18 protein-coding genes are annotated in these 24,000 nt (G+C 48.0%); 6 read left to right on the top strand and 12 right to left on the bottom strand.

Features of this window, described 5'->3' with window-relative positions; translation table 11 throughout:
• Positions 1-48: 48 nt before the first annotated feature.
• Entirely contained in the window at positions 49-1,356 is a 1,308-nt protein-coding gene (gene waaA, locus BFC17_RS16440) for a lipid IV(A) 3-deoxy-D-manno-octulosonic acid transferase (protein WP_070177567.1), read from the top strand.
• A 283-nt stretch (positions 1,357-1,639) separates the two neighbouring features.
• Here waaA and BFC17_RS16445 read toward each other — a convergent pair whose 3' ends face one another.
• Positions 1,640-3,469: a cation:proton antiporter gene (locus tag BFC17_RS16445; RefSeq protein WP_070177568.1), complete on the bottom strand. Its 1,830-nt coding sequence runs from the start codon at positions 3,467-3,469 to the stop codon at positions 1,640-1,642.
• Positions 3,470-3,734: 265 nt separating this feature from the next.
• On the opposite strand from BFC17_RS16445, the gene BFC17_RS16450 reads away from it, so the two are divergent.
• Positions 3,735-4,532: a vWA domain-containing protein gene (locus BFC17_RS16450; RefSeq protein WP_175439589.1), complete on the top strand. Its 798-nt coding sequence runs from the start codon at positions 3,735-3,737 to the stop codon at positions 4,530-4,532.
• 91 nt (positions 4,533-4,623) lie between these two features.
• Positions 4,624-5,556 carry an SdiA-regulated/phytase-like domain-containing protein gene (locus tag BFC17_RS16455; RefSeq protein WP_083271789.1) on the top strand — a complete coding sequence of 311 codons (933 nt, stop codon included), beginning with the start codon at positions 4,624-4,626 and terminating at the stop codon, positions 5,554-5,556.
• 78 nt (positions 5,557-5,634) lie between these two features.
• Here the strand turns inward: BFC17_RS16455 and BFC17_RS16460 are convergent, their stop codons facing one another.
• The 3 genes from BFC17_RS16460 to thpR all read right to left on the bottom strand — a co-directional run bounded on the left by BFC17_RS16460 (position 5,635) and on the right by thpR (position 9,417).
• Positions 5,635-7,809 carry a M3 family metallopeptidase gene (locus tag BFC17_RS16460; protein WP_070177570.1) on the bottom strand — a complete coding sequence of 725 codons (2,175 nt, stop codon included), beginning with the start codon at positions 7,807-7,809 and terminating at the stop codon, positions 5,635-5,637.
• Between the two features lie 84 nt (positions 7,810-7,893).
• Positions 7,894-8,748: a formyltetrahydrofolate deformylase gene (gene purU, locus BFC17_RS16465; protein WP_070177571.1), complete on the bottom strand. Its 855-nt coding sequence runs from the start codon at positions 8,746-8,748 to the stop codon at positions 7,894-7,896.
• Between the two features lie 69 nt (positions 8,749-8,817).
• Positions 8,818-9,417 (bottom strand): RNA 2',3'-cyclic phosphodiesterase, encoded by a 600-nt coding sequence (gene thpR, locus BFC17_RS16470; RefSeq protein WP_070177572.1) that lies wholly within the window; start codon positions 9,415-9,417, stop codon positions 8,818-8,820.
• Between the two features lie 207 nt (positions 9,418-9,624).
• On the opposite strand from thpR, the gene hrpB reads away from it, so the two are divergent.
• Both hrpB and phbB read left to right on the top strand, forming a co-directional pair.
• Positions 9,625-12,099 carry an ATP-dependent helicase HrpB gene (gene hrpB / locus BFC17_RS16475; protein WP_070177573.1) on the top strand — a complete coding sequence of 825 codons (2,475 nt, stop codon included), beginning with the start codon at positions 9,625-9,627 and terminating at the stop codon, positions 12,097-12,099.
• A gap of 160 nt (positions 12,100-12,259) precedes the next feature.
• Positions 12,260-12,982 carry an acetoacetyl-CoA reductase gene (phbB, locus tag BFC17_RS16480; RefSeq protein WP_070177574.1) on the top strand — a complete coding sequence of 241 codons (723 nt, stop codon included), beginning with the start codon at positions 12,260-12,262 and terminating at the stop codon, positions 12,980-12,982.
• A gap of 64 nt (positions 12,983-13,046) precedes the next feature.
• Here the strand turns inward: phbB and BFC17_RS16485 are convergent, their stop codons facing one another.
• From BFC17_RS16485 to BFC17_RS16515, 7 genes are all read right to left on the bottom strand, one after another.
• Complete coding sequence (locus BFC17_RS16485) at positions 13,047-14,231, bottom strand: lytic murein transglycosylase (protein WP_139142133.1); 1,185 nt, start codon at positions 14,229-14,231, stop codon at positions 13,047-13,049.
• A 172-nt stretch (positions 14,232-14,403) separates the two neighbouring features.
• Positions 14,404-15,621 carry a polyhydroxyalkanoate depolymerase gene (locus tag BFC17_RS16490; RefSeq protein ID WP_070177576.1) on the bottom strand — a complete coding sequence of 406 codons (1,218 nt, stop codon included), beginning with the start codon at positions 15,619-15,621 and terminating at the stop codon, positions 14,404-14,406.
• 195 nt (positions 15,622-15,816) lie between these two features.
• The gene (locus BFC17_RS16495) at positions 15,817-16,155 is read right to left on the bottom strand and encodes a phasin family protein (protein WP_070177577.1); all 339 of its coding nucleotides are present in this window, start codon (positions 16,153-16,155) and stop codon (positions 15,817-15,819) included.
• A 25-nt stretch (positions 16,156-16,180) separates the two neighbouring features.
• Positions 16,181-16,813 (bottom strand): phasin family protein, encoded by a 633-nt coding sequence (locus BFC17_RS16500; protein ID WP_070177578.1) that lies wholly within the window; start codon positions 16,811-16,813, stop codon positions 16,181-16,183.
• 168 nt (positions 16,814-16,981) lie between these two features.
• Positions 16,982-17,410 (bottom strand): polyhydroxyalkanoate synthesis repressor PhaR, encoded by a 429-nt coding sequence (gene phaR / locus BFC17_RS16505; protein ID WP_070177579.1) that lies wholly within the window; start codon positions 17,408-17,410, stop codon positions 16,982-16,984.
• A gap of 195 nt (positions 17,411-17,605) precedes the next feature.
• Positions 17,606-19,390: a PHA/PHB synthase family protein gene (locus BFC17_RS16510; protein ID WP_070177580.1), complete on the bottom strand. Its 1,785-nt coding sequence runs from the start codon at positions 19,388-19,390 to the stop codon at positions 17,606-17,608.
• Between the two features lie 18 nt (positions 19,391-19,408).
• Complete coding sequence (locus BFC17_RS16515; RefSeq protein WP_070177581.1) at positions 19,409-19,651, bottom strand: DUF6489 family protein; 243 nt, start codon at positions 19,649-19,651, stop codon at positions 19,409-19,411.
• Positions 19,652-19,840: 189 nt separating this feature from the next.
• On the opposite strand from BFC17_RS16515, the gene mrcB reads away from it, so the two are divergent.
• Complete coding sequence (gene mrcB / locus BFC17_RS16520) at positions 19,841-22,165, top strand: penicillin-binding protein 1B (RefSeq protein ID WP_070177582.1); 2,325 nt, start codon at positions 19,841-19,843, stop codon at positions 22,163-22,165.
• A gap of 910 nt (positions 22,166-23,075) precedes the next feature.
• Here mrcB and BFC17_RS16525 read toward each other — a convergent pair.
• Positions 23,076-23,996 carry a DUF808 domain-containing protein gene (locus tag BFC17_RS16525; protein ID WP_070177583.1) on the bottom strand — a complete coding sequence of 307 codons (921 nt, stop codon included), beginning with the start codon at positions 23,994-23,996 and terminating at the stop codon, positions 23,076-23,078.
• Between the last annotated feature and the right edge of the window lie 4 nt (positions 23,997-24,000).

The following is a 24,000-nucleotide window of genomic DNA, read 5'->3' on the forward strand; positions in this document are numbered from 1 at the left end:
CTTTCACGACATTTTGATGACGGTAAGCACAATGGTACAAAAGGCAGCATGAGTAAGAAAGACACAACATATTCCCCTAAGTGGTATCAGGATGCCTTTCGTTGGTTTTACTCTTGCGTACTTGCGCTGATTATTCCCTTTGCGTTTTTAAACCTGGTAAAACGTGGCCTGACGCGGCAACAGGATTATAACCGACGTCGGTTTGAACGTTTTGGCTATGTTGCGCACGCCCCAAAAGCCGATGGTTATCTGTTTCACTGTGTTTCTGTGGGTGAGGTCGTTGCCGCATCGGTGTTAATTAAACGTATTATGCAGGAGCAACCTGACCGCCAAATCATCGTTACCACCACTACGCCAACAGGTTCTGCCAGAGTGCGGGCGATTTTTGGCGACAAGGTTCACCATTTTTACCTGCCTTATGATTTACACATGGCAATGGCCGGAATGCTAAAACGGATCCGACCCAGCGCAGTGTTTATTACAGAGGTAGAGCTCTGGCCTAATATGATCCATGCCTGCTGGAAACGGGATATTCCGATTCTGGTTATCAACGCGCGGATGACCGACCGCTCCGCCCGTCGGTATGCGAAATTCCCCGTTTTATTTGAGCCTATGCTGCATAAGCTCTCACATGTTTGTGCGCAGGGGGAGCGGGACTATGCCAACTATCGCTTTTTAGGCCTGCCCGAAACGAAGCTGACACTCACCAACAACATTAAGTTTGATCAGGCGTCAGCCATAGAGTCGGGGGAGTCGGGTTTTCTCGGGTTGGAAAACAGCGCGCGTAAAATTCTGGTCGGTGGCAGCACTCATGAGCCGGAAGAGCAGGTTCTGTTAAACAGCTACCAGTCACTTAAAGCAGATTTTCCCGAGCTAATGCTAATACTGGTTCCTCGTCATCCGGAACGTTTTGATACGGTAGCAAAACTGATCGGTAAAACGGGATTGTCCATGGTCAAAACCACCGATATCACTGAGATTCCATCAGATTGCGATGTCGTATTAGTAAACGAAATGGGCAAGCTTAATGCGGTTTATACTGTGGCTGACTTTGCTTTTGTAGGGGGCAGTATCGCCGATCGCGGCGGGCACAATGCTCTGGAGCCTGCGGCCAATAAGCTCCCCGTGATCATGGGACCGAATACCTATAATAACCCTGTAATCTGCGCGAAATTAGCTGAGTCTGGTGCGTTGTTTATTAAACAAGACAGTCAGGCCATAGCAGAACTTCTCCACAGCTGGTGTTCTGCACCTGAAATAGCAGAACGTGCAGGTTATTCCGGTTATGAGGTGTTAGTAAAAAATAGCGGTGCGCTGGATAAAACACTGCAAGTGATTCGTCAGTGTGTTGGTTAAACTCTGGTCAAAAATGCTAACCAAAACAGTGCGTTGCCTGAATGTGGTGCGTTATTCTGGTGCTCTGATTTCCACCGTCCAGCGTTTACGGCTGGCCAGGTTCATAAAATTTTATAAATATCAATAATTTATATTTTATACTAAAGTTGGCCTGCTGATTGCTAACTATAAGCGACGCTGTAATTAGGCAAAACAAAAATTTAAAAGGTTGCACCTAACGCACCATCTAATTGCTCGTTTTTTCCAGGGAGAGGCACCCTGTCTTAGACAGGGTGCTGTTCCGTTACTTTTCTTCGGCGTCTTTCGTCAGTTCCTTTTCACTCTCCAGCATTTCCGCTTCAACCAGACTAATCAGTTTGCTGCCGGCGCGAGGAATTGTCTCATCTGAACTCAGCATCACATGAAGACGATTATTTTCATTCAGGTACATCAGCGGCGTTGCTTTATCGCTGTATTTTTCCAGATAGTCCTTAAAGGTAAACTCTGGTGTCAGAGGGGTTGTTTTAATTCGTGCGCCCCGACTCACTGCGCTGGCCAGGTAGCCGTAGGTTACCCCTTCGCCAAATAGCGATAGTTTTTTAGCATAGTCTTTTGACACCTGATGGCTGGGCCGGGTAGCCAGTTCATTGTTGGTTAAGCCCCACACCTTGTCTTTACCCAGCGTGTACTCAAAGTGATAACCAATCATAGGATTAAGCTGCTTATATGGCGATAGCAGTAACACAGTGCCAACGGTGTTGAGGTCCAGGTGAATTGCCGCGTGTTCAGACATAGGGTTACCAAAATAAACCGGAATGTCCTGCATTCTTGCTTCTTTTATTGCATCCCAGTTGGTGTCTGCCACCCTGACCGGAATTTTATGCTTGATCAATTCCTTGGCGAGCATGCGGCTGAACTGACTGGCACCGAACAGTAAAAAGCCGTTAGGGACAGGCGCCCGGACTTTCAATAAAGCGGCTACCGGTTTAGCGGTCAGCCCCTGCAAAACTACCGTGGTTATGATAACCAGAAATACCAAGGGCACGATTATCTCTGCCTGAGCATATCCCAGCGCTTCCAGTTTTAACGAAAACAGCGCTGACACGGCGGCTGCCACTATACCTCGCGGCGCAAGCCAGCTAAGTAACGCGAGCTCCCTGAGGTTGAGTCCGGTACCGATGGAAGAGATAAATACCGCCAGTGGTCGTGCAATAAAGATAATCGAAACCAACACAATAGCTGCGCCCCAGCCAACGTCGGCAACTGCGTTCAGGTCGAGTCGGGTAGCGAGTAAAATAAATAAACCCGAAATAAGCAGTACACTTAAAGTTTCTTTAAACTCCAGAATATCCTCAACGTCTACATCGCGCATATTTGCCATCATCACGCCAATAACGGTAACGGTAAGTAAGCCGGATTCGTGGGCAAAATAGTTGGAGCCGGCAAAGGCAGCCAGAATAATGGTTAACACGGCGGTATTGCGCAGGTAATGAGGGACCAGATGGTTGCGCAGCGTCACCCCTAAAAAATAGCCAATGGCAACGCCAAGCCCAAGACCCAGCCCCAGGGTTTTACCAAACGCCACCAGGGTGTGAGAGACCGCGCTCTGCGACGAGATGATGTATTCATACACCAGCACTGCCAGCAAAGCACCAATCGGATCGATGATGATACCTTCCCAGCGTAAAATATTACCCAGATTGGTTTGTGGCCGAACTGTGCGAAGCATGGGTACTATTACCGTAGGGCCGGTCACTGTAACAATGGCACCAAACAAAAACGAAAGCTGCCAGCTGACATCCAGCACAAAGTGAGTCACCGATGCTGCTATCACCCAGGTAACCAGCACGCCTACGCTACACAAATTACGCACCATGTTGCCATGGCCGGCAATGTCGCTGTACCTGAGGGTCAGAGCACCTTCAAACAGAATGATAGCCACGGACAAGGACACAACCGGAAATAGCAAATCGCCAAATAAAGTATCAGCATCAAGTAGCTGGAATACCGGTCCTACCAGAATACCAACCACCAATAAGGGTAAAATGGCAGGCAAACGGATTTTATGGGCAAAATACTGGCATGCTATAGACAGCAAACCAACGGAAACCAAAGCAATGGTTGGGTCTGACACTATCATAATCCTTTTAGTCTGACTGACAGGCAGTGCGTTTATACTTATTTTTTATAAACAGATTTATACAGCAAAAACACAGTATGTGTTCATTTTAATCAGTAATCCCATCGCCGGTTGGTCACTGGAGTTGTCAGGCTTTTTTACAATTTGCAAAAAATGATCAAATTGCCGGACACTAACCATATGATCTAATGCAGTTTTTCTTAGTGGAATAAATATTGCATTTTTCCTTTTAGAACAACGCAGTAAGATGGTTTCGGTTATGAAAAAACAACTCAATAAATCATGGACGGCGCTTTTAAATACATTGCTGTTAGGCTTTGGTTTGTTCACGTTTACCGCTTCGGTTAATGCCTCCATCATTAAGACCGACATTGTTATGCTGGTTGATGAAAGCGGCTCAATGGAAGCTGTCCACAATAACCTGATCGACAGCATTGGTACCTTTGCCGGGCTATTACAAAGCGGCGGCCTTGATGCCCGTTTTGCGCTTATCGGTTTTGGCTTTGCCGGCGATAAATTGCGTCTGCTGTCACCCCTTATCGAATTAGCTGATTTCAGTGCACCGCTCGGTCTGCTGGAGGCGTGGGGTTCCACCGAAAAGATTTACGATGCGACTGCTTTTGCGCTGGAAGCGCATCCGGATGAAACCGAAGAGCTTGATTATCGCGACGATGCGGTGAAAAACCTTATCGTGTTTGCCGATGAGTCGAGTAACAATGATGTGCATTTTGACGCGGCAGACATAGACGGGCTGCTTAAACAAAACTCCGCACTATTTAACGTAGTGCTCGGCGGTAACTTTGCTGAACTGGAAACGTTAGCTAAAAACAACGGCGGTAACAGCTTTGACCTTAATCTGCTTAATTCGCCAGACGCAGGCGTGGTAGCTGATTTTGTGGCTGATTTTGCCGCAGTTAAAATTCAGGAAACCATCGACTTTTGCGATGAAAACCCGGGTCATCCGGCCTGTAGTGGTGGCCAGCCAGTACCAGCACCTGCGGGTATTTTATTGTTTTCTTTAGGTTTGTTGCTAGTTTCACGACGCCAATTCAGATAATCTATGCTGGCTGCGTAGTCGCGCTGGTCAGGCGATAGTCTGGCCTGTTGCGGCTATAGATAATTAAAACCTTAAATAAAGCCTTATCACTATGATTGATTTTTTTGTTCCGGCTACCAGTGCGGTTAACCGGAAAATGCATTTATGTTTACAGGGATTGAAACAGACAGTCAGAGTTGTCAGTCAGTCGGTGATAGTGGGCTTGTGCATGTTACCAGCAGCATGCAGTACCACGGGTAGCTCAGAATCCGCCAAAATTGAGGTGGTCGAAACGCAACTGCTCAGTCAGGACCTGGTAGAAACTTCCGGTTTGTTTTGCGAAAACATGCAGACCTACACTATCAATGATTCCGGTAACAGCCCCACGTTATTCACCCTTGATGCCAGTGGCACCGTTATCGATAGTCAGCAAGTTGCTAAGAAAAATAGCGACTGGGAAGCGGTTACCGCTGATAGTGAGTACTTCTATATCGGGGATTTTGGTAACAATGGCGGTAAGCGCACTAATCTGAGTATAGTAAAAGTGAGTCGTACCAATCCGGAACAGTATGAGCGGTTAAGCATTAGCTACGAAGGTTACGATGTGCGTAAAAACGAATACTACGCTCACGATTACGATGCAGAAGCGATGGTCGCTCACGGGTCACATCTGATTTTATTTTCCAAAAGCTGGTTAACGCGGAAATTAAAGATTTATTTTGTTGATAAGAGTGCCAAAGAGCAGGTGTTATCAGCAAAATTTGAAGTATCAGGTATTCCCGGCGTAATAACCGGAGCCGACTGGGACAGCTATAACAAGCGCTTTATCGTAGTGGGTTACTCCAGCAATGCTCTGGGTATTTTTAAACCTTTTATTGCTACCCTGTCTGAGCAGTTTGAACTGCTTGAAACCTACAAGCTGGATGGTTTTGCTCAGGTCGAAGGGCTTTGTGTTATGGGCGATAACGATATCTGGCTGACGCAGGAAAACTCGCCGTTTAGTGCGGCTAAATTATTTAAAATTAAGTTGCCGTCAGGCCTCTGATTTTTTTGCAAGTAAACAAAAAGGCCGGCCCATGGGATTACTCCCCGGGCCGGCCTTTTTTAAACCGATGACGCCGGTTTATTGTTTTTCTGAGGTTACCGGAAAACCACGAGCGCGCATCAGTGCCTCGACATTGGCATCGCGGCCACGGAATAAGCGATAGGCCTCAGCAGGATCCATAGCGTTTCGTACTGAGAACAGGTAGTCCACCAGTTTTTTCGATACGTCTTTGTCGTAAAATCCGCCCGGTGCTTCTTCAAATGCTTCGGCAGCGTCTGCGGTGAGTACTTCAGCCCACATATAACCGTAGTAGCCAGCGGAATACCCTTCACCTGAGAACACGTGCCCAAAGTGCGGCGTGCGGTGACGCATCACGATTTCTTCTGGCATTCCCAGCGCTTTCAGCTGTTCACGTTCAAAGCTGTCAGGGTCTATGGTGGCAGGATCAGTGGTATGGTAGAGCAGATCCATTATCGCTGACGCCATGTACTCTGTGGTCTTGAAGCCTTCGTTAAAGGTTGACGCTTTGTTTATTTTGGCTATCAGGCTGGCGGGAATTGGCTCTCCGGTCTGATAATGTACCAGAAACTGATTAACCACTTCATCGGTGGTCAGCCAACGCTCCAATAGTTGCGACTGAAACTCGGTGTAATCGCGCACACCAGAATGAGATGTAGGGTATTTCACCTGGGCCGATAAGAAATGCAGTGCATGACCGAATTCATGGAAATAGGTTTCTGCATCATCCCAGGAAATCAGCGTTGGTTCACCCTCAGGTCCTTTTACAAAGTTAGAGTTGTTGGATGACAACACCGTTTTATCGCCATCAAAGGTGGTATGGCTACGATAGGTTGTTGCCCAGGCACCGGAGCGTTTGCCTTTGCGGGCAAAAGGATCGAGATACCACAGACCAATCAGTTCGCCAGAATCCTTGTCCGACACTTCCCATACTTTCACATCCGGGTGAAATACGGGTACTGAGCCTGCCGGTACCGGTTTAAAATCAAAGTTAAACAAACGGCCCGCAACATAGAACATGGCTTCGCGCAGTTTATCCAGCTGCAGATATTGTTTAACTTCGTTTGAGTCTAAATCGTATTTTGCAATACGCACTTTTTCGGCGTAGAAACGATAGTCCCATGGCGCAATGGTAATGTTGGCCCCTTCCTTATCTGCAATGGCCTGCATATCAGCCACTTCTTCCTCTACCCTGGCAAGGGCCGCCGGCCAGACTTTCATCATCAGCGCCATGGCGTTGTCCGGGTTTTTAGCCATGCGATCTTCAAGTCGCCACTGTGCGTAGTTGTCGTAACCTAACAGCTTTATACGTTGGTGACGCAGCGTAAGAATTTGCTTGATGATATCGTTGTTATCAAACTCGTCGCCGTTATCGCCACGGTCGTAATAGGTGCGCCATACTTTTTCACGTAAATCCCGTTGGGTCGAATAGGTCAGAAAGGGATCCATCGACGAACGGGTGTTGGTAATGGCATACATGCCTTCTTTGCCGCGCTCTGCTGCGGCTGCAGCTGACGCTTTTACAAAACTTTCGGGTAAGCCATCGAGCTGTTCGGCCGTGATGTAGGTAACATAGTTTTCTTCGTCAGCCAGCACGTTGTTAGAAAACTGCGTATACAGGCCAGCCAGTTCCTTGTTGATTTCGGCGTAGCGTGCTTTTGCTTCACCTTCCAGCGTGGCACCGTTACGGGCAAAGTTATTGTAAATAAGCCAGGTGATGCGCTGTTCTTCACCGGCTAAGGTCGCGAGTTCCGGGCTTTCATAAACTGCTTTGATGCGTTCAAAAAGTTTCGTGTTCTGACTGATTTCAGAGCGATAGGCTGAGAGCTTCGGCGATAGCTCGCGCTGAATTTCACGAAATTCTGCACTCGATACATTGGATCTCCAGATGCCATAGTAGGTAAATACCCGACCGATAGTGTCGCCGGCCTTTTCCATGGCAACGATAGTGTTTGCAAAGGTCGGTGCGTCGGGATTATTGGCAATGGCATCAATTTCCGCGAGGTGCTCTGCCATGGCAGTTTCCATTGCCGGGGCCAGGTCGCTCAGCCGCATATCTTCAAATGCCGGTACACCGCCATAGGGGCCTGTAAACGGCTGCAGAAGGACATTTTCTGTGGCTGCCGCTGGTGCCGTTACCCTGGTTGAATCGTTATCCGGTGCGGGGGCATCAGCGCAACCGGCCAGAGCCAGAACCACAGCTGCTGCGGTGAGCGTCTTTGTCAGTTTAAACATGATTTTTCCTGTCGATTGTTGTTGTATATATTGGGTGGCAGTCTGAAGGCGCTGGTAACCTGAATTACCAGCGGGCTGAATGGATCAGGCGAATACCACGGTTTTATTATGATGAATAATAACTCTGTCTTCGAGGTGGCAACGTACGCCCGTTGCCAGGGCATTTACTTCGCAGTCTTTACCTTTACGAACCATATCTGCCACGGTGTCACTGTGGCTGATACGTTTAACGACCTGCTCGATAATCGGGCCTTCGTCGAGATCTTTTGTAACATAGTGGCAGGTAGCCCCAATCAGTTTTACGCCACGGTCGTAGGCTTGCTGATAAGGCTTGGCACCGGCAAAAGAAGGTAAAAAGCTGTGATGAATGTTAATCGCACGGCCGGCGAGCTTACTGCACAGGCTATCGGGTAAAATCTGCATAAAGCGCGCAAGCACCGTGAGGTCGATTGCATATTCATCAAGCAACACTTCGATCTGCTTAAACGCGTTTTCCTTACCCAATGTTTTAAAATCTACCCAGTGAAACGGTACCTTGTACCAGTCGGCAAACTGCTTCATTTGTGGGTGGTTGCCAATAATGCAGGGAATATCACAAGGCAATTCCCCCGTGTGCCAACGGTGCAGTAAATCAACCAGGCAATGGGAGTCAACGCTGGTTAGCAACGCTACCCGTTGGCGTTTGGAGGAGTCGGTTACCTTCCATTGCATTTGAAATTCGTTAGCCAGCGGCGTGAATTCTTCTATAAAGCGGTCGTAAGACAGGGTCAGCGAATCGGTGCTGATTTCGTGACGCATGTAAAAACGCCCGGTCTGTACGTCGGTATGGTGGCTTGCTTCCAGAATTGACGCGCCGTGGTCGGCAAGAAACTGTGAAACGCCGGCAACCAGGCCAACCTGGTCCGGGCAATCAATAATAAGTCTGAAGGTTTGGTGCATGTTACTGGTGTTCTCTAAAGTGATGTGTCTTTGTACCGAGCAGGAACCCTGCTGTAAAGGGGCAATTGATCATAAATTACCACGCAGCAGGCGCTCTCTGACCGAATTGTCCGCCCTTAACTTCCAGCTTTGACGGATTGGATAGGTCACGCCGGATTTTGTAGAGACGGATTCGAATAAATGAAACTGATTAAACTGGCATTGCTGCGCAGGCAAAAATAACGGCGGTGGAAAATCCTCCTTCACGTTACGGATAAGGGTGACATGTGGTTGATAGTCACGTCTCTCCACCGCGATATCAGCTCGCCGGGCCGCACTTTCTGTAGCACTGGCCAGCTGTTGCAGAGGCTCGGGTACAATGGTGGGCGCGGCATAAAAAATTTTGGGGCCGGACCAGTAACCCGTTGAGTCAAGCTCAAGTGAAAAGGGGCGGACTGCTATGTCGTCTAAACACTGGCTAATCGACTCTAACTGACGAGCGGTAATTGAACCTAAAAAACAAAGGGTAATATGAAAATTGGCGACCGGCACCGGTCTGGCCTGACGAACGGGGGCTTTGCTATTGCCGGGCTGTTTTACACGAGGCAATTCTGGCAGGCTTTTTTCCCGCCAACTTTCCAGCCCCAGTTTTTCAGCCGGGGCCAAATCCAGTCCAATAAAATAACGCATCTTATGCCAGAGCCTGATAATCTTAAGTCATGTTTTGTCATTGCTATGTTGGCACCTTAACTGAAGCATAACAAGGCTCCTTATCCCTGCTTACTGCATATAAAGCAAATTGGTTTACGGGTAAGGCTCTGATTCGTTGCCGACTAGCCGAACTAACCCGATTTTTATAAAGAACAATTATTCTTTACTTTAATAGTTTGTATTTTCATGTCTGTATCACTTCCTGTCGAAAGCATCATTCCCGACCTCATTGCATCACTAAGCACTGATGATGTGCTGTTAAGTGCACCGCCCGGAGCGGGGAAATCTACGGCAATACCGCTGGCACTGCTAAAAGCAACGTCCAGTCGTATTTTATTGTTACAACCTCGCCGGGTGGTGGTTAAGCAACTGGCAATGTACCTGGCCGGGCAATTAGGCGAAGCGGTTGGTCAGACCGTCGGTTATCGTATTCGGGGCGAGCAAAAAGTTAGTGCGGATACCCGGTTGGAGATTATTACCGAGGGTATCCTGACCCGGCGGTTACAGCAGGATCCGGAACTTGCCGGTGTGGACATTGTTCTGTTTGATGAATTCCACGAACGCAGTTTACACAGTGACTTTAGTCTGGCGCTGGCAACCGAAGTCAGGCAAACGCTGCGGGATGATTTACGCCTGGTGGTTATGTCGGCCACTCTGGACGTGACGCCTTTAACAAAGTTGCTGCCAAACGCTATTGTGCTGGCCAGCGAGGGCCGGCGTTTCGCCGTAGAAGAAATCTATGCAGGTGAGTGCCACATTTCGCAGCTTAGTCAGCGTATGGCAGCATTGACGGCGCAGGTGCTGAAAGAAGAAAGGGGCGATATTCTGGTTTTTCTGCCCACCGTAAAACATATTAATCAGGTTGCTTCGCTTCTTTCAGGTGTAGAGAAAACTAACGTCGTAGTCCTTCCACTACATGGAAATTTACCGCTGGAGCAACAGCAGTTAGCTCTTAAACCTCAAATAGATAATTTGCGGAAGGTTATCCTGGCTACCAATATTGCTGAAACCAGTCTGACCATTGAGGGTATCAGACTGGTAATTGACAGCGGACGTGAGCAGATCGCCCAATTCCACCCTTCTACCCAAATGACAGAACTGTCATTAAAAATGATCTCCCAGGCTTCCGCAGAACAACGCAAAGGCCGTGCGGGCAGGCTACAGACTGGTATTTGTTACCGCTTGTGGAGTAAAGAATCGCATAGCAGGCTTGCCGAGTTTTCGTTACCTGCGATCAGAACCCAGGACATCACGCCATTGGTATTGCATAGTGCTGACTGGGGGACGGCCCTGGATGCATTGCCACTGCTGGATTACCCGAGTAGCGCGCAGCTGGACTCTGCCAGCGGGACATTACGGTCGCTGGCACTCATTGATGATCAGGAACGCATTACTCGTCTGGGTAAAGATAGTCTCAGGCTGCCGGTTGACCCACGCTACGCCAGCATGCTGTTGCGTCTGCGCGAGGAAGCCGAGCTTACCGATGATGCAGAGCTTTTATTAGCCGGTTGTTTGATAACGGCTCTGGCCGAGGAGTCCCCCCGGACTGATAACTGGATCGTCAGTGAAGTACTCAGTGGTTTGCCGGGGCCGGTAAGGCAGAGCATATCCCGTCAGGCTTTACGTTATGCTGCCATGCTGGGTGCTAAAGCTGACCGGGACGATATTTTCAGAATATCGCCTGCCAGTATCGCTTTGGCTATCGCTTATGCGCAGCCAGCCTGGCTGGCTCAGGCAAGAAATCAGCAGGAATTTAAACTGGCCATGGGGACCGGTGCCGAATTAACCCAACCGATGACCCGGTCTGCTAGCTGGCTGGCTGTGCTAAGCGGCCAGCGAAAAGAGGCTAACTTACTGATTCGGTTAGCTGAACCTATTGATGAGCAGGTGATTATTGACCACTTTAGCGGCCAAATTAACACCGTGCAGCGAGCTTTCTATGATGTTCAGAGCGACGCTATGCGGGCCGAAGAGCAGCGTTATCTTGGTCAGATACTGATGTCCTCAAAACCGCTGGCTAAACTCAATGGCGGCCAGCGAGCGGCCTGTTGGCGGGATTGGTTAATCAAGAAAGCTGTTAAAGACTGGCCATTCTTTAATGAGATGGAAGAAACGATCCAGCGAATCAACATGGCTATTGCTCTTGGCCTGACTCCTGATGGCTTTGGCGATGAAGAGATCTGGCCCGAGATTAAGGCTGATTGGATGCTCAGCCAGGAATCGGTTTTAGCCGTTCTTGCTAATAGTTCATCCATCGCGCAGCTCACAAAAGTGGCTTGGTCAGACGTGATTCTGCAATGTTTAAGCTGGTCTCAACGGCAGTTAATCGAACAGCTATTGCCAGCTAAGTTGTCTGTTCCCAGTGGTTCTTCCCGTCGGCTGCGCTATGAAAGTGATTCACGGGTGGTACTGTCGGTAAAAATGCAGGAAATGTATGGCTGTAATACCCCGGTAACCGTCGGGCGGGGACGTCAGCCGGTTACTGTTGAATTACTGTCTCCGGCTGGACGACCTATACAGACAACCAATGACCTGCCAGGCTTCTGGCGGGGTAGCTACAATGACGTGCGCAAGGATATGAAAGGGCGATATCCAAAACATTTTTGGCCTGAAGATCCGACCACTGCAATTCCTTCTGCGAAAACTACGAAAAATAAGTAATTGAATACTATATTTAAAATGTCACTTAGACCTAATGGTCTATTGACATTATGGATAGGTTATAGACCAACGTCTGATTTTCTGATTGGCATTATCAGTTTATAGATGGTTATATAGTAAACAGTTGTATAGTGAGCAATAGCAAAGAGGAAGCATTAGCATGAGCAGAGTAGCACTCGTAACTGGTGGAACGAGAGGGATTGGTGAAGCAATCTGTACGACACTGAAGGATGCGGGATATACCGTTGTCGCAAACTACGGTGGAAATGATCAGGCAGCACAGGAGTTTACCGAACGAACCGGTATCGCTGCGATGAAGTTCGATGTATCAGATTTTGAGAAAACAAAAGCCGCTATTGAGCAAATCGAGTCAGACTTTGGTCCGGTTGACGTATTAATCAATAACGCTGGTATTACTCGTGACGGTACTATGCACCGTATGACATTTGAACAATGGAATGCGGTTATTCAAACCAATTTAGCGTCTTGTTTTAATACCTGTCGCGCTGTGATTGAAGGAATGCGGGAACGCTCTTTTGGTCGAATTGTTAACATCGGTTCGATTAACGGACAGGCGGGTCAGTATGGTCAGGTAAACTATGCTGCCGCTAAATCTGGTATTCATGGTTTTACCAAGGCATTGGCTCAGGAAGGTGCGGGTAAAGGTATTACCGTTAACGCTATTGCTCCTGGCTACATCGATACAGATATGGTTCGCGCTGTACCAGAAGATGTACTGAAAAAGATCGTTGCGAAGATCCCGGTAGGCCGCTTAGGTAAACCAGAAGATATCGCTGATGGTGTACTGTTTCTGATAAAAGACGAATCCAGCTTTATCACTGGTTCAACGCTGTCGATTAATGGCGGCCAACACATGTACTAAACCAGGTATATAACAACAAAGCCGGGAAATGCCCGGCTTTGTTTTTTTTAGAAAAGAAATTGGCTCACGACGTGGGAGTGATGCTAATACCCAGCGACTCCATTACAGCAATAGAAGGAAAGCCATCGGCTATCATGTCGTTGCGGCGTTGATATTCACGGATCCCTTCCCGTGTTGCTGGCCCTAATATGCCATCTGCACCGCCCACTTCTATGCCCTTCGCATTAAGCTGTTGTTGCATTGCTTTAATATCGTCACGGCGATAATTGGGCAATGGTGGCAACGATGCGAGCATTGGACCGTCGCCGGCTATGCGATCCGCCAGTCTGCCTACGGCAATGGCGTAGAATTCAGAGTTATTCCAACGCATGATGACCCTGAAGTTAGGGTAGGCCAAAAAGGTAGGCCCTTCGTGACCGGCTGGCATCACCAGATAAGCATTGATATCACTGCTACCAAGAGGTTGTCCGTCGGCCCGGGTCACGCCGGCTTCATTCCATTGGGTAACCGTGCGGCGCTTATTGTAGCCTAACAAGGAATAGTCAAATCCTGCTGGAAGCTTTACTTCGCGGCCCCAGCGAAAGCCGGGCTGCCATCCTAACTGAGAGAGAAAGTTAGCGGCTGAGGTCAGAGCGTCGGCCTCGCTTTCCCACAGGTTGATCTGGCCGTCACCGTCACCATCTACAGCATAGTTAGCGTAAGCTGATGGCATAAACTGGGTGTGTCCCATGGCACCAGCCCAAGAGCCAAGCATTTTGTCCTGTTCAAGGGATTGCTCTTCCAGTAGCTTAACTGCGGTTAATAGCTCTTTGGTAAAAAACTTGCTGCGTCGAGGGTCGCAGGCCAGTGTTGCCAGTGAGTCTAGTACTGGCATTTTGCCTTTGTAGCCGCCAAAATTGGTTTCCAGGCCCCAAAAAGCCAGTAAATACTGGGCTGGAATGCCGTACTGTTTAACCAGTTTTTTCAGGAGCGCTTTGTGCTCTCCTGCCAGAGCCCGACCTTTGTTAATTCGCCAGTCATTCACCCGCTTACTAAAGTAGCCTGGAAAGGTCTGAACAAATTCAGGCTGGCTGCGATCTAATTCGATGACTCTGGGCTGATATTTGATATTGGCAAACACCTGTACCGCAGTTTCCGGCGTTATGCCATATTCCACGGCAGACTGTTGTAAGCCTTGCTTGCAGGTTGCAAAAACCTGTTTAGGGTCAGCCGTGGCTACTGAGGTTTCATCATCGCCTTGCTGGGCCATGGCTCCAGGCAAACTGGCTAACGCGGCTATAGAAAGGATTGTACAGGAGGTTAATCGTGAAAACAGACGCTGACCTTTTGCAGACAAGCGACCTGGGACTAAGCGCATAGATATCTCCCTGAAAATAAGAACACCCATGCTAACCTAAAGTGTCAGCATGGGCGAGTTAAGCTCAGGCAAATTTATGAATAAAATCGGTAATTAACGGACGGATATGTTTGCGGAATTGCGAGCCGCTAAAAATACCGTAATGACCGGCGCCTTGCTGAACATGATGTTTGCGTTTTGACTTAGGAATGTTCTTACACAAGTGCTGAGCCGCCTCGGTTTGCCCCAGGCCACAAATATCATCGTTAGCACCTTCTACCGTTAATAACGGCGTATTTTCAATAGCTTCAAAGTTAACCGGTTGACCTTTGTACGTAATGGCACCACGGGCAATTTCGTTGTTCTTAAATACGCGCTCGATAGTTTCCAGATAAAACTCGGCAGGCATATCCAGTACCGCCAAGTACTCGTCGTAAAACGCACGGAAACGGTCAGCATCTTCTTCCTCACCCATAAACAGGTTTTGATAGAAGTCGATGTATTTCTGCATGTGTGCCTTTTGGTTCATGCTGATAAAGCCGCCAAGCTGCATAAAACCAGGATACACTTTACGTCCTTCGCCCGGATAGCCATGGGGAACGCTCATAATAGCAACATTGCGGAACCATGACATAGGATGCTTTTTAGAAAATTCATTTACCCGGGTCGGGTTTTTGCTGGTATCAATAGGACCCGCCATTAATGTCAGGGTGTGTGGCGTGGCCGGATTCTTTTGTTCTGCCATAACCGCAGTCGCAATCAATGCCTGTACCGTTGGCTGACAAATGGCCATCAGATGCGTATTGGGACCAAGGTATTCCATAAAGCTAATCAGGTATTCCACATAACAATCAAAGCTGAATGGACCTTCAGATAACGGGACTTCACGGGCATCGGCCCAGTCAGTGATATACACTTCGTGATCTGGCAGTAACGCTTCAACCGTGCCTTTTAGCAGTGTGGCAAAGTGCCCGGAAAGTGGCGCAACAAGCAATACTTTATGATCATCGTGTACACCCACGCGATTAAAGTGAATCAGGTCGCAGAATGGTTTAGCCAGGGCGACTTCTTCTTTCACAGCATGGTATTTGCCATCAATGGTTATCTCGTCAATATTAAAACCGACTTTCTCGTAACGTCGGGTCAGACGCATTGCTGTCTCAAGACTGGCACGGCTTACTCTGCCTGGAATGGTATGAGAGAACGGATTTGACGGGTGGCTGGCAATATCGTTTAGCAGACTAAACCCTTCATGCATTATTTGCGCACCGCGAGCCATGTAGTCATATGCTTGGTAATTCATTGTTTCACTCCCGGAGGTACTACTTAAGTGACATTATGGACAGGCTAAAAGTCCGGAGGTTCCATAAATGTCAAAAAATTGTAATACAGATATTAAAAAAGGGCCATTAAGTATAACAGCCCTTTTTCTGAGTCCGCATACCACTTTCGGTCAATATTATGCCTAGAGTAGCGCAGACGATGTAACTTTGGAGTCTTACTTAGCAGTAAACTTAGTAGTAAACTCTTCGCTCATGCCTTTCAGCATTTCGCCAGCTTTTTGCTGAGTTTCAGTGAGCAGCGTGTAGCTGCTTTTAGCTGACTCAGTCATTTTTTCCTGAACGCCTTCTAAATACGCTTTTTGCGCTTCAGCCAGGCTCATCAGATCTTTCTGTTGGCTGGCAGTTTCAGCAAAAGCCATACCGTCAGACATCAGAGTAGAGAACAGAGAATTTTGCTTTTCAGCTAATTCCTGCATGGTGTTCATGTTCAAGGTTGCAAGTTCAGTTACTGGCTTCATTGCAGTTTGAAATTTTTCAGTCATTTGCTCTAGCATTTGTCTCTCCTTAAAGAGTCGTTAATTAATTTGTAGATTTAGTTTCGGCCGCTTTAGTTGCCGGCTTTTTAGCTGTAGAAGTGGTTCTGCGCGTGCGCGTTGTTTTCTTTGCAGCTGGTTTAGCTGCTGGCTTAGGTGCGGCTTCAGCTGGTTTGGCTGCCGCTACTGCTTCCTTTACTGGAGCTACCTCTTCTGCCTTTGGAGCCTCTACCGGAGCAGACTCTGGTGCTGGCTCAGCTTTTGCTGCAGGTTTAGGCGCTGCCTTTTTAACCGGTGCAGCCTTGGCAACTGGCTTTTCAACCGCTTTAGTCACTTCTTTGGTCATCTCCTTGGCGACTTCGGTACTGTCTTCAATTGAAGATTTAACCACGTCTTTCATGTCAGCCTGCAGATGACTCAGTGTTGAGTAAGCCCCTTTGGAAGCAACGGCAAAGCGATCGCGCATGGCTTCAGCAAATTCAGAATTGGCGGCAAAAACGCCTTTTGCTTCGGTTTGCACCGACACCGTTTCTAAATATTTAACGCTGTCGCTTAATAAACCAGTAAACAGCTCGGTTTGATTTTGCGATAAGTCTTCCATCATTTTGGCGTTTACCGCCATCCAGGAATTAACCGGTTTAGAAGACTTTTTGAGTTGTTCTGAAAACTTGCCAAACATATAACACTCCCACTCGAAGTTTATACTTGCTGCGTTGCAGCATTCGTTGGTTATATATTAGACAGTAGAAGTCCGGGAGGTCAAGAGGATTTTTGTTGCAATGCAGCAAAACTGCTATATCAATATAGAATAACCATACAACTTTTTATGCTGCAATGCAGCAAGTGGCTATTTCTTCTGATCTCTTGTGGTCTTGGTCCAGGCATCAAGATTCTGTTCCATAATCTTGCTAAACATGCCAAGGGGGCTGGTATCGACCATATTTTTCATCATTCCCTGCAAACTGTCCTGTTGTTCCATAAAACTGATCAGGCTTTGTTCCAGGTACTCACGCAAAAACAATTGCATGTCTGAATCATAAAAACGAATCAGCTGTTTAAGCAATTTGTTAGTGAGTAATGATTGATGCTCGTTAGTTTCTGACTCCGAAATAATTTGCAGCAGAATGGTTTTAGTTACATCGTCACCGGATTTGGAATCCACCACATTAAAGTCGGTGCGTTCTTTTACCAGGGTTTTGATGTAATCCATGTTCACATACTGACTGCGTGACGTATCGTAGAGTCTGCGATTTGGATATTTCTTAATAGTAACCATTGGGGCCTGTGCTTTATCCGGTTGAACACTTAATTGTTGCGGTTGCCAGCGTCATTACGTGCTGTACTGCGCACGGGGGAAGAAAAGTGCAGATGTTTTTTAGCTGTAAAAAGTAAAAAACGCAGAAATTTCCACCGCCTATTCTGCAATGTAGCGCAGAATAGGGCGGCAGAGCAAATGTAGTGTCCTGTTTGGTTAGCTAAGACGGCGTTTTACGTAACTGCCGGGCGCATCTTCGATGATCGGATAAGACTTATGCTTGCCAGGTTTCGGCGCGACGACTTGTTTGCTGTTGTGAGACTGTAACCAGTTGTGCCAGTCTGGCCACCATGAGCCTTCATGCTGAGTGGCACCGTCAAACCAGGCAGCGGCGTCCGGCGGGAGATCTTCGTTTATCCAATGCGGATATTTGCCAGTGCCTGGCGGATTAATAACACCGGCCAGATGGCCCGATCCGGCTAGTACAAAGCGCGTATCGCCGCCCATCAGCTGGGTACCTTTGTAAGCGGCCTGCCATAGCACAATGTGATCGGCGATGGTCGCTAAAAAGTAAACCGGAATGTCGATTTTTCCTAAATCAATCGGTACGCCATCGATAACCATTCCTCCGGGCTCACGCAATTTGTTTTCCCAGTACATGGTTCTTACATACTGTTTAAAGCAAGCCGCGGTAATATTGGTTGCATCGCTGTTCCAGTATAAAATATCAAAGGCGGCAGGATCCTCACCTTTCAGGTAATTATTGATAAAGTAAGACCAGAACAGGTTGTTCTCGCGCAGCAGACTAAAACTCAGCCCCAGAATACGGCCATCGTAAACGCCCTTGATATCGGCATTTTGTTCCATGGCATTTAAGCTTTCTTCGGTCAGGTAATTACCAATCTCACCCGGCTCACTAAAATCGGTCAGGGTGGTTAACAGCGTTAACGACTGAATGCGTTCATCACCCTGGGCACGTAAATACGCGCTAGTAACGGCCGACAGCGTGCCACCCACACAAAAACCAACCATATTTACCTTGGGCTGTTTAGTGATTTCACACACTACATCCAGCGCAGCCAGTGGCCCCTGTTTCATGTAACTTACGAAGTCGTGGTCTGCCAGTGATTTGTCGGGATTGACCCAGGAGATCATAAACACGCTAAAACCATTTTCCAGCAGGCCTTTAACGGCTGACTTTTTCTCTTCCAGGTCCAGAATGTAGTACTTGTTAATAAACGGCGGAACAAACAGGATAGGCGGGGCGTAGGTTTTTGCTTGTTTTGGGGTGTAGTGGATTAACTGAATAATGTCGTTCTGATACACGACCTTACCTTCAGTAGTAGCCAGGTTTTCGCCCAATTCAAAGGCGGACATATCAGTTTGCGTGATCTTAAAGGCCTCAAGCGGGCTTTGTTCCAGATCGTGCATGAAGTTTTCGATGCCCTTAAGCATGCTCTGGCCTTTGGATTTAAGTATTTCTGCGCAGACTTCCGGGTTCGAAAATAAGTAATTGGTCGGTGCGACCGAATTAATATACTGACGGGTATAAAATTTGACCTGTTCGGCGGACTTAGGATCAGCAAAGGTCATGGAATCCATCATGCCGGTCAGCATTTTTGAATTGATCAGGTAAGCCTGTTTTAAATAGTTAAATACCGGGTTCTCTTCCCAGTCTGAATGACTAAAGCGACGGTCGCTTCTGGGTTCGGTGACTACTGCTTCGGCTTTCTCGCCAAACATGGCCTTGGTTGCCTGTTGCCAGAGTTCGGTTTGCTGGCGCATAAATTCCATCTGGTTGTCGATAAGCTTAGCGGTATCGACCTCTACTTTGTCGGCCAGTTTGGTTGTCAGTAATTTTTGCAAATGTTGCGGATCAAACATTGCCGCGGCATCGTTTGCATCACCCTGACGGGTAAGAATTTTCTGCACCATGCTATTAAACTGCTCAGCATATTGGTTCAGCGTGTCCAGAATTTCCTGCTTATCCTGTTGCTCCACAAGGGCTCCTTGAAGTTGTTATTTTTTGCCTGAGGCGGGGCTGGTAGCGATCCCTTCCATCATTTTCTGGTAAAAAGAGAAAGCCTGCTGACTGCCATCAAGGTAGGGTTTTAATAGGGTCATCATAGTTTCCTGATTACCGTTTTTCAGTTGTTCGGTAAACATCGCTATGGTGGTTTCATGGACTTTGGTCATATCTGGCCAGCCCAGAAGTTCGCGTGCTTCAGCCGGTGTCAGATCGATATCCACAGAGATTTTCATGGTAAACTCCTTTCGTTGGTCGGTAACACGCTTTTAAGGGCAGTTAGACTTACAGAGTAAAAAGCGAACAATGACTTGTCCAGTCGGATGAGCCAAAAGTTGCATAATGGTGTTTGATATAACGCAAATAATTTGCCTTTGCCGTAGTGTGTAAGACCAGTTAGCCACACCGTAATAACAGGAAGTGTCGTGACCTCAAAAAAAACAGAATCAACCACGAAACCTATTCGCAAACGCTGGCTGTGGCGGTTATTGTGGAAACTGATCTTTATCGCTCTGGTGTTGTTGGGCGCCTATGTTATTTATCTGGATGCCCAGATTAAGCACCATTTCTCCGGCAATAAATGGCAGGTGCCAGCGCAAATTTATGCGCGTCCTTTACAGTTGCAAACGGGTGAAGAAATTACCCGCAAAGAGGTGCTCGACGAATTAACCCTGCTTGGTTATCGGCGCGTAAGCCGCATTCAGGGCAGTGGCGAATACAGCGTAGGAACCGCGGCGATTCACATTTATCGCCGTGCCTTTCACTTCCCTGATGGTTTTCAGCCATTACGCCAACTGGAAATTCGCTGGAACGGCTCGCGTATTGCCGCCATAAAGGACATGCAAACCGCGCAACAGCTAGAGCAGGTCCGTCTGGAATCCTGGCTGGTAACGCGACTGGCCAGCGGCAGCCAGGAAGACCGGATGCTGGTAAACCTTAAAGAAGTGCCGCAGTTACTGGTAAAAGCACTTACCCTGACCGAAGACCGCGATTTTTACAGTCATCATGGTGTTGCACCATTATCGATCATTCGTGCGTTGCTGGCTAATATTGCCGCCGGGCGTACGGTTCAGGGCGGCAGTACCCTTACTCAGCAACTGGTGAAAAACCTCTATCTTTCCAGAGAACGTTCACTGGAACGTAAAATCAAAGAAGCGTTAATGGCCGTCATTATCGATGCCCGGTACAGCAAAGATGAAATTATTCAGGCTTACTTAAACGAAGTGTTTCTTGGCCAAAGTGGCGACATGGCAGTACATGGTTTTGGGCTTGCCAGTTACTTTTATTTTGATCGCCCGGTGTATGAACTCGACGAGACCGAAATTGCCATGCTGGTGGGAATGATTAAAGGCCCATCCTATTACAACCCTCGCAAATATCCTGAACGGGCAGTGGAAAGGCGTAACCTGGTGCTGCGTTTGCTGCTGGAAGGTAACGAAATTTCTCCCGAACAATATGAGTTAGCGGTCTCTCGCCCGGTTGGAATAGCCAGTGGTGATAGTCTGGCGACGGGCAAACATCCGGCATTTATGGCGCAGGTACGCCGAGAGCTACAGTCGATTCTGGCCGATCCGAATATTCGCGAATCTGGTGTAAAGGTCTTTACCACACTGGATATTAACGCCCAACGCCGAGCCGAACAGGCGTTAACAGGTACTCTGGATGCGTTGCAGCAAGGCCGGGAGGCTGAGTTAGAAGGCGGGATGGTTGTTACTGATATAGGCAGTGGTGAAGTGCGTGCGCTGATAGGCGGACGTCAGGTCAGTTTTGCTGGTTTTAACCGGGCGCTGGATGCGGTGCGACCCATTGGCTCACTGGTTAAGCCCGCCGTTTATTTAACGGCACTGGAACAACCTGCGCAGTATAATCTGGCTACGCCGCTTGAGGACAAACCGTTATCTCTTAGTGATGAGCGAGGAGACGACTGGCAACCGAAAAACTTCGATAAAAAATATCGTGGAACGGTGCCGCTGGTTGATGCGTTGAGTCTGTCGCTCAACGTGCCCACGGTGAATCTGGGACTTGAGCTGGGCATCGATAATGTCGCCGCTACGTTACGTAATCTGGGCGTAAAGCGGACGATACCAGAGGTGCCTGCTCTTACGCTTGGGGCTGTCGCGTTAACGCCCTTTGAGACCAATCAGATGTATCAGACCATCGCTAATAACGGGGCTTACCGGCCACTTCATACGGTAACCGCGATAGTTAGTGTAAATGACCGGCTGATGTGGCGAAAAGCCGAATACGGCGAGCAGCGGATTAACGAAGAATATGCCTACCTGCTAAATTATGCGTTGTATAAGGTGACCACAGAGGGCACCGCTAAAGCCGTTGGAAAAACCTTTCCTAACATTAATATGGCGGGTAAAACCGGTACCACCGATGACTACCGGGACAGTTGGTTTGCCGGATTCGACCGCAATAATCTGGTTACTGTCTGGGTGGGTAATGATGATAATAAGTCTACCGGATTAACCGGTTCATCCGGTGCGTTGCCGGTGTTTATTGCCTATCAGAAATTGCAGGAGCCCAAGTCTTTATCCCGGCGTTTCCCTAACGGTCTCGGTATAGCCCATTTTGATGCTCAAACCGGTGTGGTAGTTACGGCCGGATGTCAGGGCAGTATGAGTGTGCCTGCCGTGCTTGAAGCGCTGCCGCCTGCTCAGGGCTGCGCGGGTCAACCGGGAGAAAAAGCACCGGCCGAAAAGGCCAGGGAAAAGTCCTGGTGGGAACGGTTGTTTGGTGGGTAATTGGTTAGTCAGGTTTAGTGGAATCTGCACTACTTAACTCCCTGAAGTGTACGGCAGGTGTGTAAAGCAGCTTTGTATTTGGTTCTTATTGAGCGAGATACTGTTATTGGGCAGATAAAGTAAAAGCGTAGAGGCGTCATGGACGACGCCTCCGTCCAGCGAGGGCAGGGAGCCCTCTCTGGACGATAGGTTTTACCTGCCCGATGACAGTATGTTTTCTCGTGAGTAAGAACTGCGGGGGTCAAGGGGCGTCGCATTACGCCCCTTGGTGCTGTCGGCACCCCGACAAAATGCTGAAACACCTATCTTATTTAAAGCAAATTTCTAAGCCTACTATCACACGAACAAATCAGCTTGCGGAGCACACCATCTACTTGGTGGTATCAGACGGGTAACTTAAAGTAATTGGAAATTACAAAATAAAAAACTCAGGAAATTGCAGTTATCTGCAATTCCTGAGAAGTGGCACTACGGGAGTGTCCAGGGAAGCTCTAGTGACTAAATGAGTCAGAAGTAAACAGGTAACGGATGCCGTTAACAATGCCCAGCGCAACGATGTACGCCAGTACCGGACCCAACAAAAGCCAAATTAAAAAACTGTAAGTGATCATATCCTTGAACCTCGCTGTTCATTGAGGGCACACCAGAAAGCGCTTTGCTAACTGCCCTGTACCCTGTCCCGGCCTGAACATGCTCACCGAGCAGGCCATCTGTTTAACTAAGTCGAAGATTAGTTAGCGATAGTTGTGCCACTCGGTCGAATTTTTATTAACTATATGAAATTTTTGATAATTTTATGGTTTTGCGGAAAGAGGATTATTTCGGTAGAAAGGAATAAAAGCTAAAAAGTAGTGTTATTAGCAATAAAGTGGCTTTTTTGACTAAAGCCACCTTTGCCTGAAAATGAAAGCTATGCGCTCTGGCGAATTTTGCTGATGCCAGTGATGGCAAGCGCAATGATTGCACCCGCAATCACGCCGGCAACGCCATCAAAAGTAATGCTTAGCAGAAGCGACAGGCTGGGCACCCACTGTGTTACGGCTTCGGCAATATGATGTAAAAACGGAATGCTATGGGTCAGGATACCACCACCAACCAAAAACATGGCTATGGTACCCACCACCGATAACACTTTCATGAGTATCGGTGCTGCGGTCAGCAAAAAGCGCCCGGCTATCCGTTGGCTGGTATTGTAAGAACCGGTTAATGACTTACGCAGCAGATACAGGCCCAGGTCATCCATTTTAACAATGCCAGCCACAATGCCGTAAACGCCGATAGTAAAAGCGATACTCAGGCCGCTAAGTACCAGTATTTGGGTAGTGAGATCGGCCCCTTGCAAACTGCCCAGGGTAATCACAACAATTTCTGCCGACAAAATAAAATCGGTACGAATAGCCCCCTTAATTTTGTCTTTTTCCAGCTGGACTAAATCCAGCGAAGTGTCGGCTAAGTTATTCAGACGCTCTGCTGTGTCCGGGACTTCCTCATCCTGATGAAGTAACTTATGTAACAGCTTTTCTGCGCCTTCAAAACACAGATACAAGCCTCCTAACACTAATAAAACGGTGATCAGCACGGGAATAAAAGCACTGATAAGCAGTGCTGCTGGTACCAGAATAAGTTTGTTAATAAAGGAGCCTTTGGCGACCGCCAGCACTACCGGAATTTCTCTGTCGGGTTTTACCCCCTGCACCTGATTGGCGTTAAGCGCCAGGTCATCGCCCAGTACCCCGGCGGTTTTTTTGGCAGCCATTTTCGACATCATGGCAACATCGTCCAGCAGGGTGGCAATATCGTCTATTAGAGCTAGTAAATTGGCTGCGGCCACAGGT

It is taken from the genome of Marisediminitalea lipolytica (assembly GCF_001758465.1).
Lineage (GTDB): Bacteria > Pseudomonadota > Gammaproteobacteria > Enterobacterales > Alteromonadaceae > Alteromonas > Alteromonas lipolytica.

Coding starts and splice junctions, on each gene's coding strand:
- BFC17_RS16500 (WP_070177578.1), bottom strand. CDS start 16,813: ATGTTTGGCAAGTTTTCAGAACAACTCAAAAAGTCTTCTAAACCGGTT.
- waaA (WP_070177567.1), top strand. CDS start 49: ATGAGTAAGAAAGACACAACATATTCCCCTAAGTGGTATCAGGATGCC.
- BFC17_RS16455 (WP_083271789.1), top strand. CDS start 4,624: ATGATTGATTTTTTTGTTCCGGCTACCAGTGCGGTTAACCGGAAAATG.
- thpR (WP_070177572.1), bottom strand. CDS start 9,417: ATGCGTTATTTTATTGGACTGGATTTGGCCCCGGCTGAAAAACTGGGG.
- BFC17_RS16485 (WP_139142133.1), bottom strand. CDS start 14,231: ATGGCCCAGCAAGGCGATGATGAAACCTCAGTAGCCACGGCTGACCCT.
- BFC17_RS16515 (WP_070177581.1), bottom strand. CDS start 19,651: ATGAAAATCTCTGTGGATATCGATCTGACACCGGCTGAAGCACGCGAA.
- phbB (WP_070177574.1), top strand. CDS start 12,260: ATGAGCAGAGTAGCACTCGTAACTGGTGGAACGAGAGGGATTGGTGAA.
- BFC17_RS16450 (WP_175439589.1), top strand. CDS start 3,735: ATGAAAAAACAACTCAATAAATCATGGACGGCGCTTTTAAATACATTG.
- hrpB (WP_070177573.1), top strand. CDS start 9,625: ATGTCTGTATCACTTCCTGTCGAAAGCATCATTCCCGACCTCATTGCA.
- phaR (WP_070177579.1), bottom strand. CDS start 17,410: ATGGTTACTATTAAGAAATATCCAAATCGCAGACTCTACGATACGTCA.
- purU (WP_070177571.1), bottom strand. CDS start 8,748: ATGCACCAAACCTTCAGACTTATTATTGATTGCCCGGACCAGGTTGGC.
- BFC17_RS16490 (WP_070177576.1), bottom strand. CDS start 15,621: ATGAATTACCAAGCATATGACTACATGGCTCGCGGTGCGCAAATAATG.
- BFC17_RS16495 (WP_070177577.1), bottom strand. CDS start 16,155: ATGCTAGAGCAAATGACTGAAAAATTTCAAACTGCAATGAAGCCAGTA.
- BFC17_RS16460 (WP_070177570.1), bottom strand. CDS start 7,809: ATGTTTAAACTGACAAAGACGCTCACCGCAGCAGCTGTGGTTCTGGCT.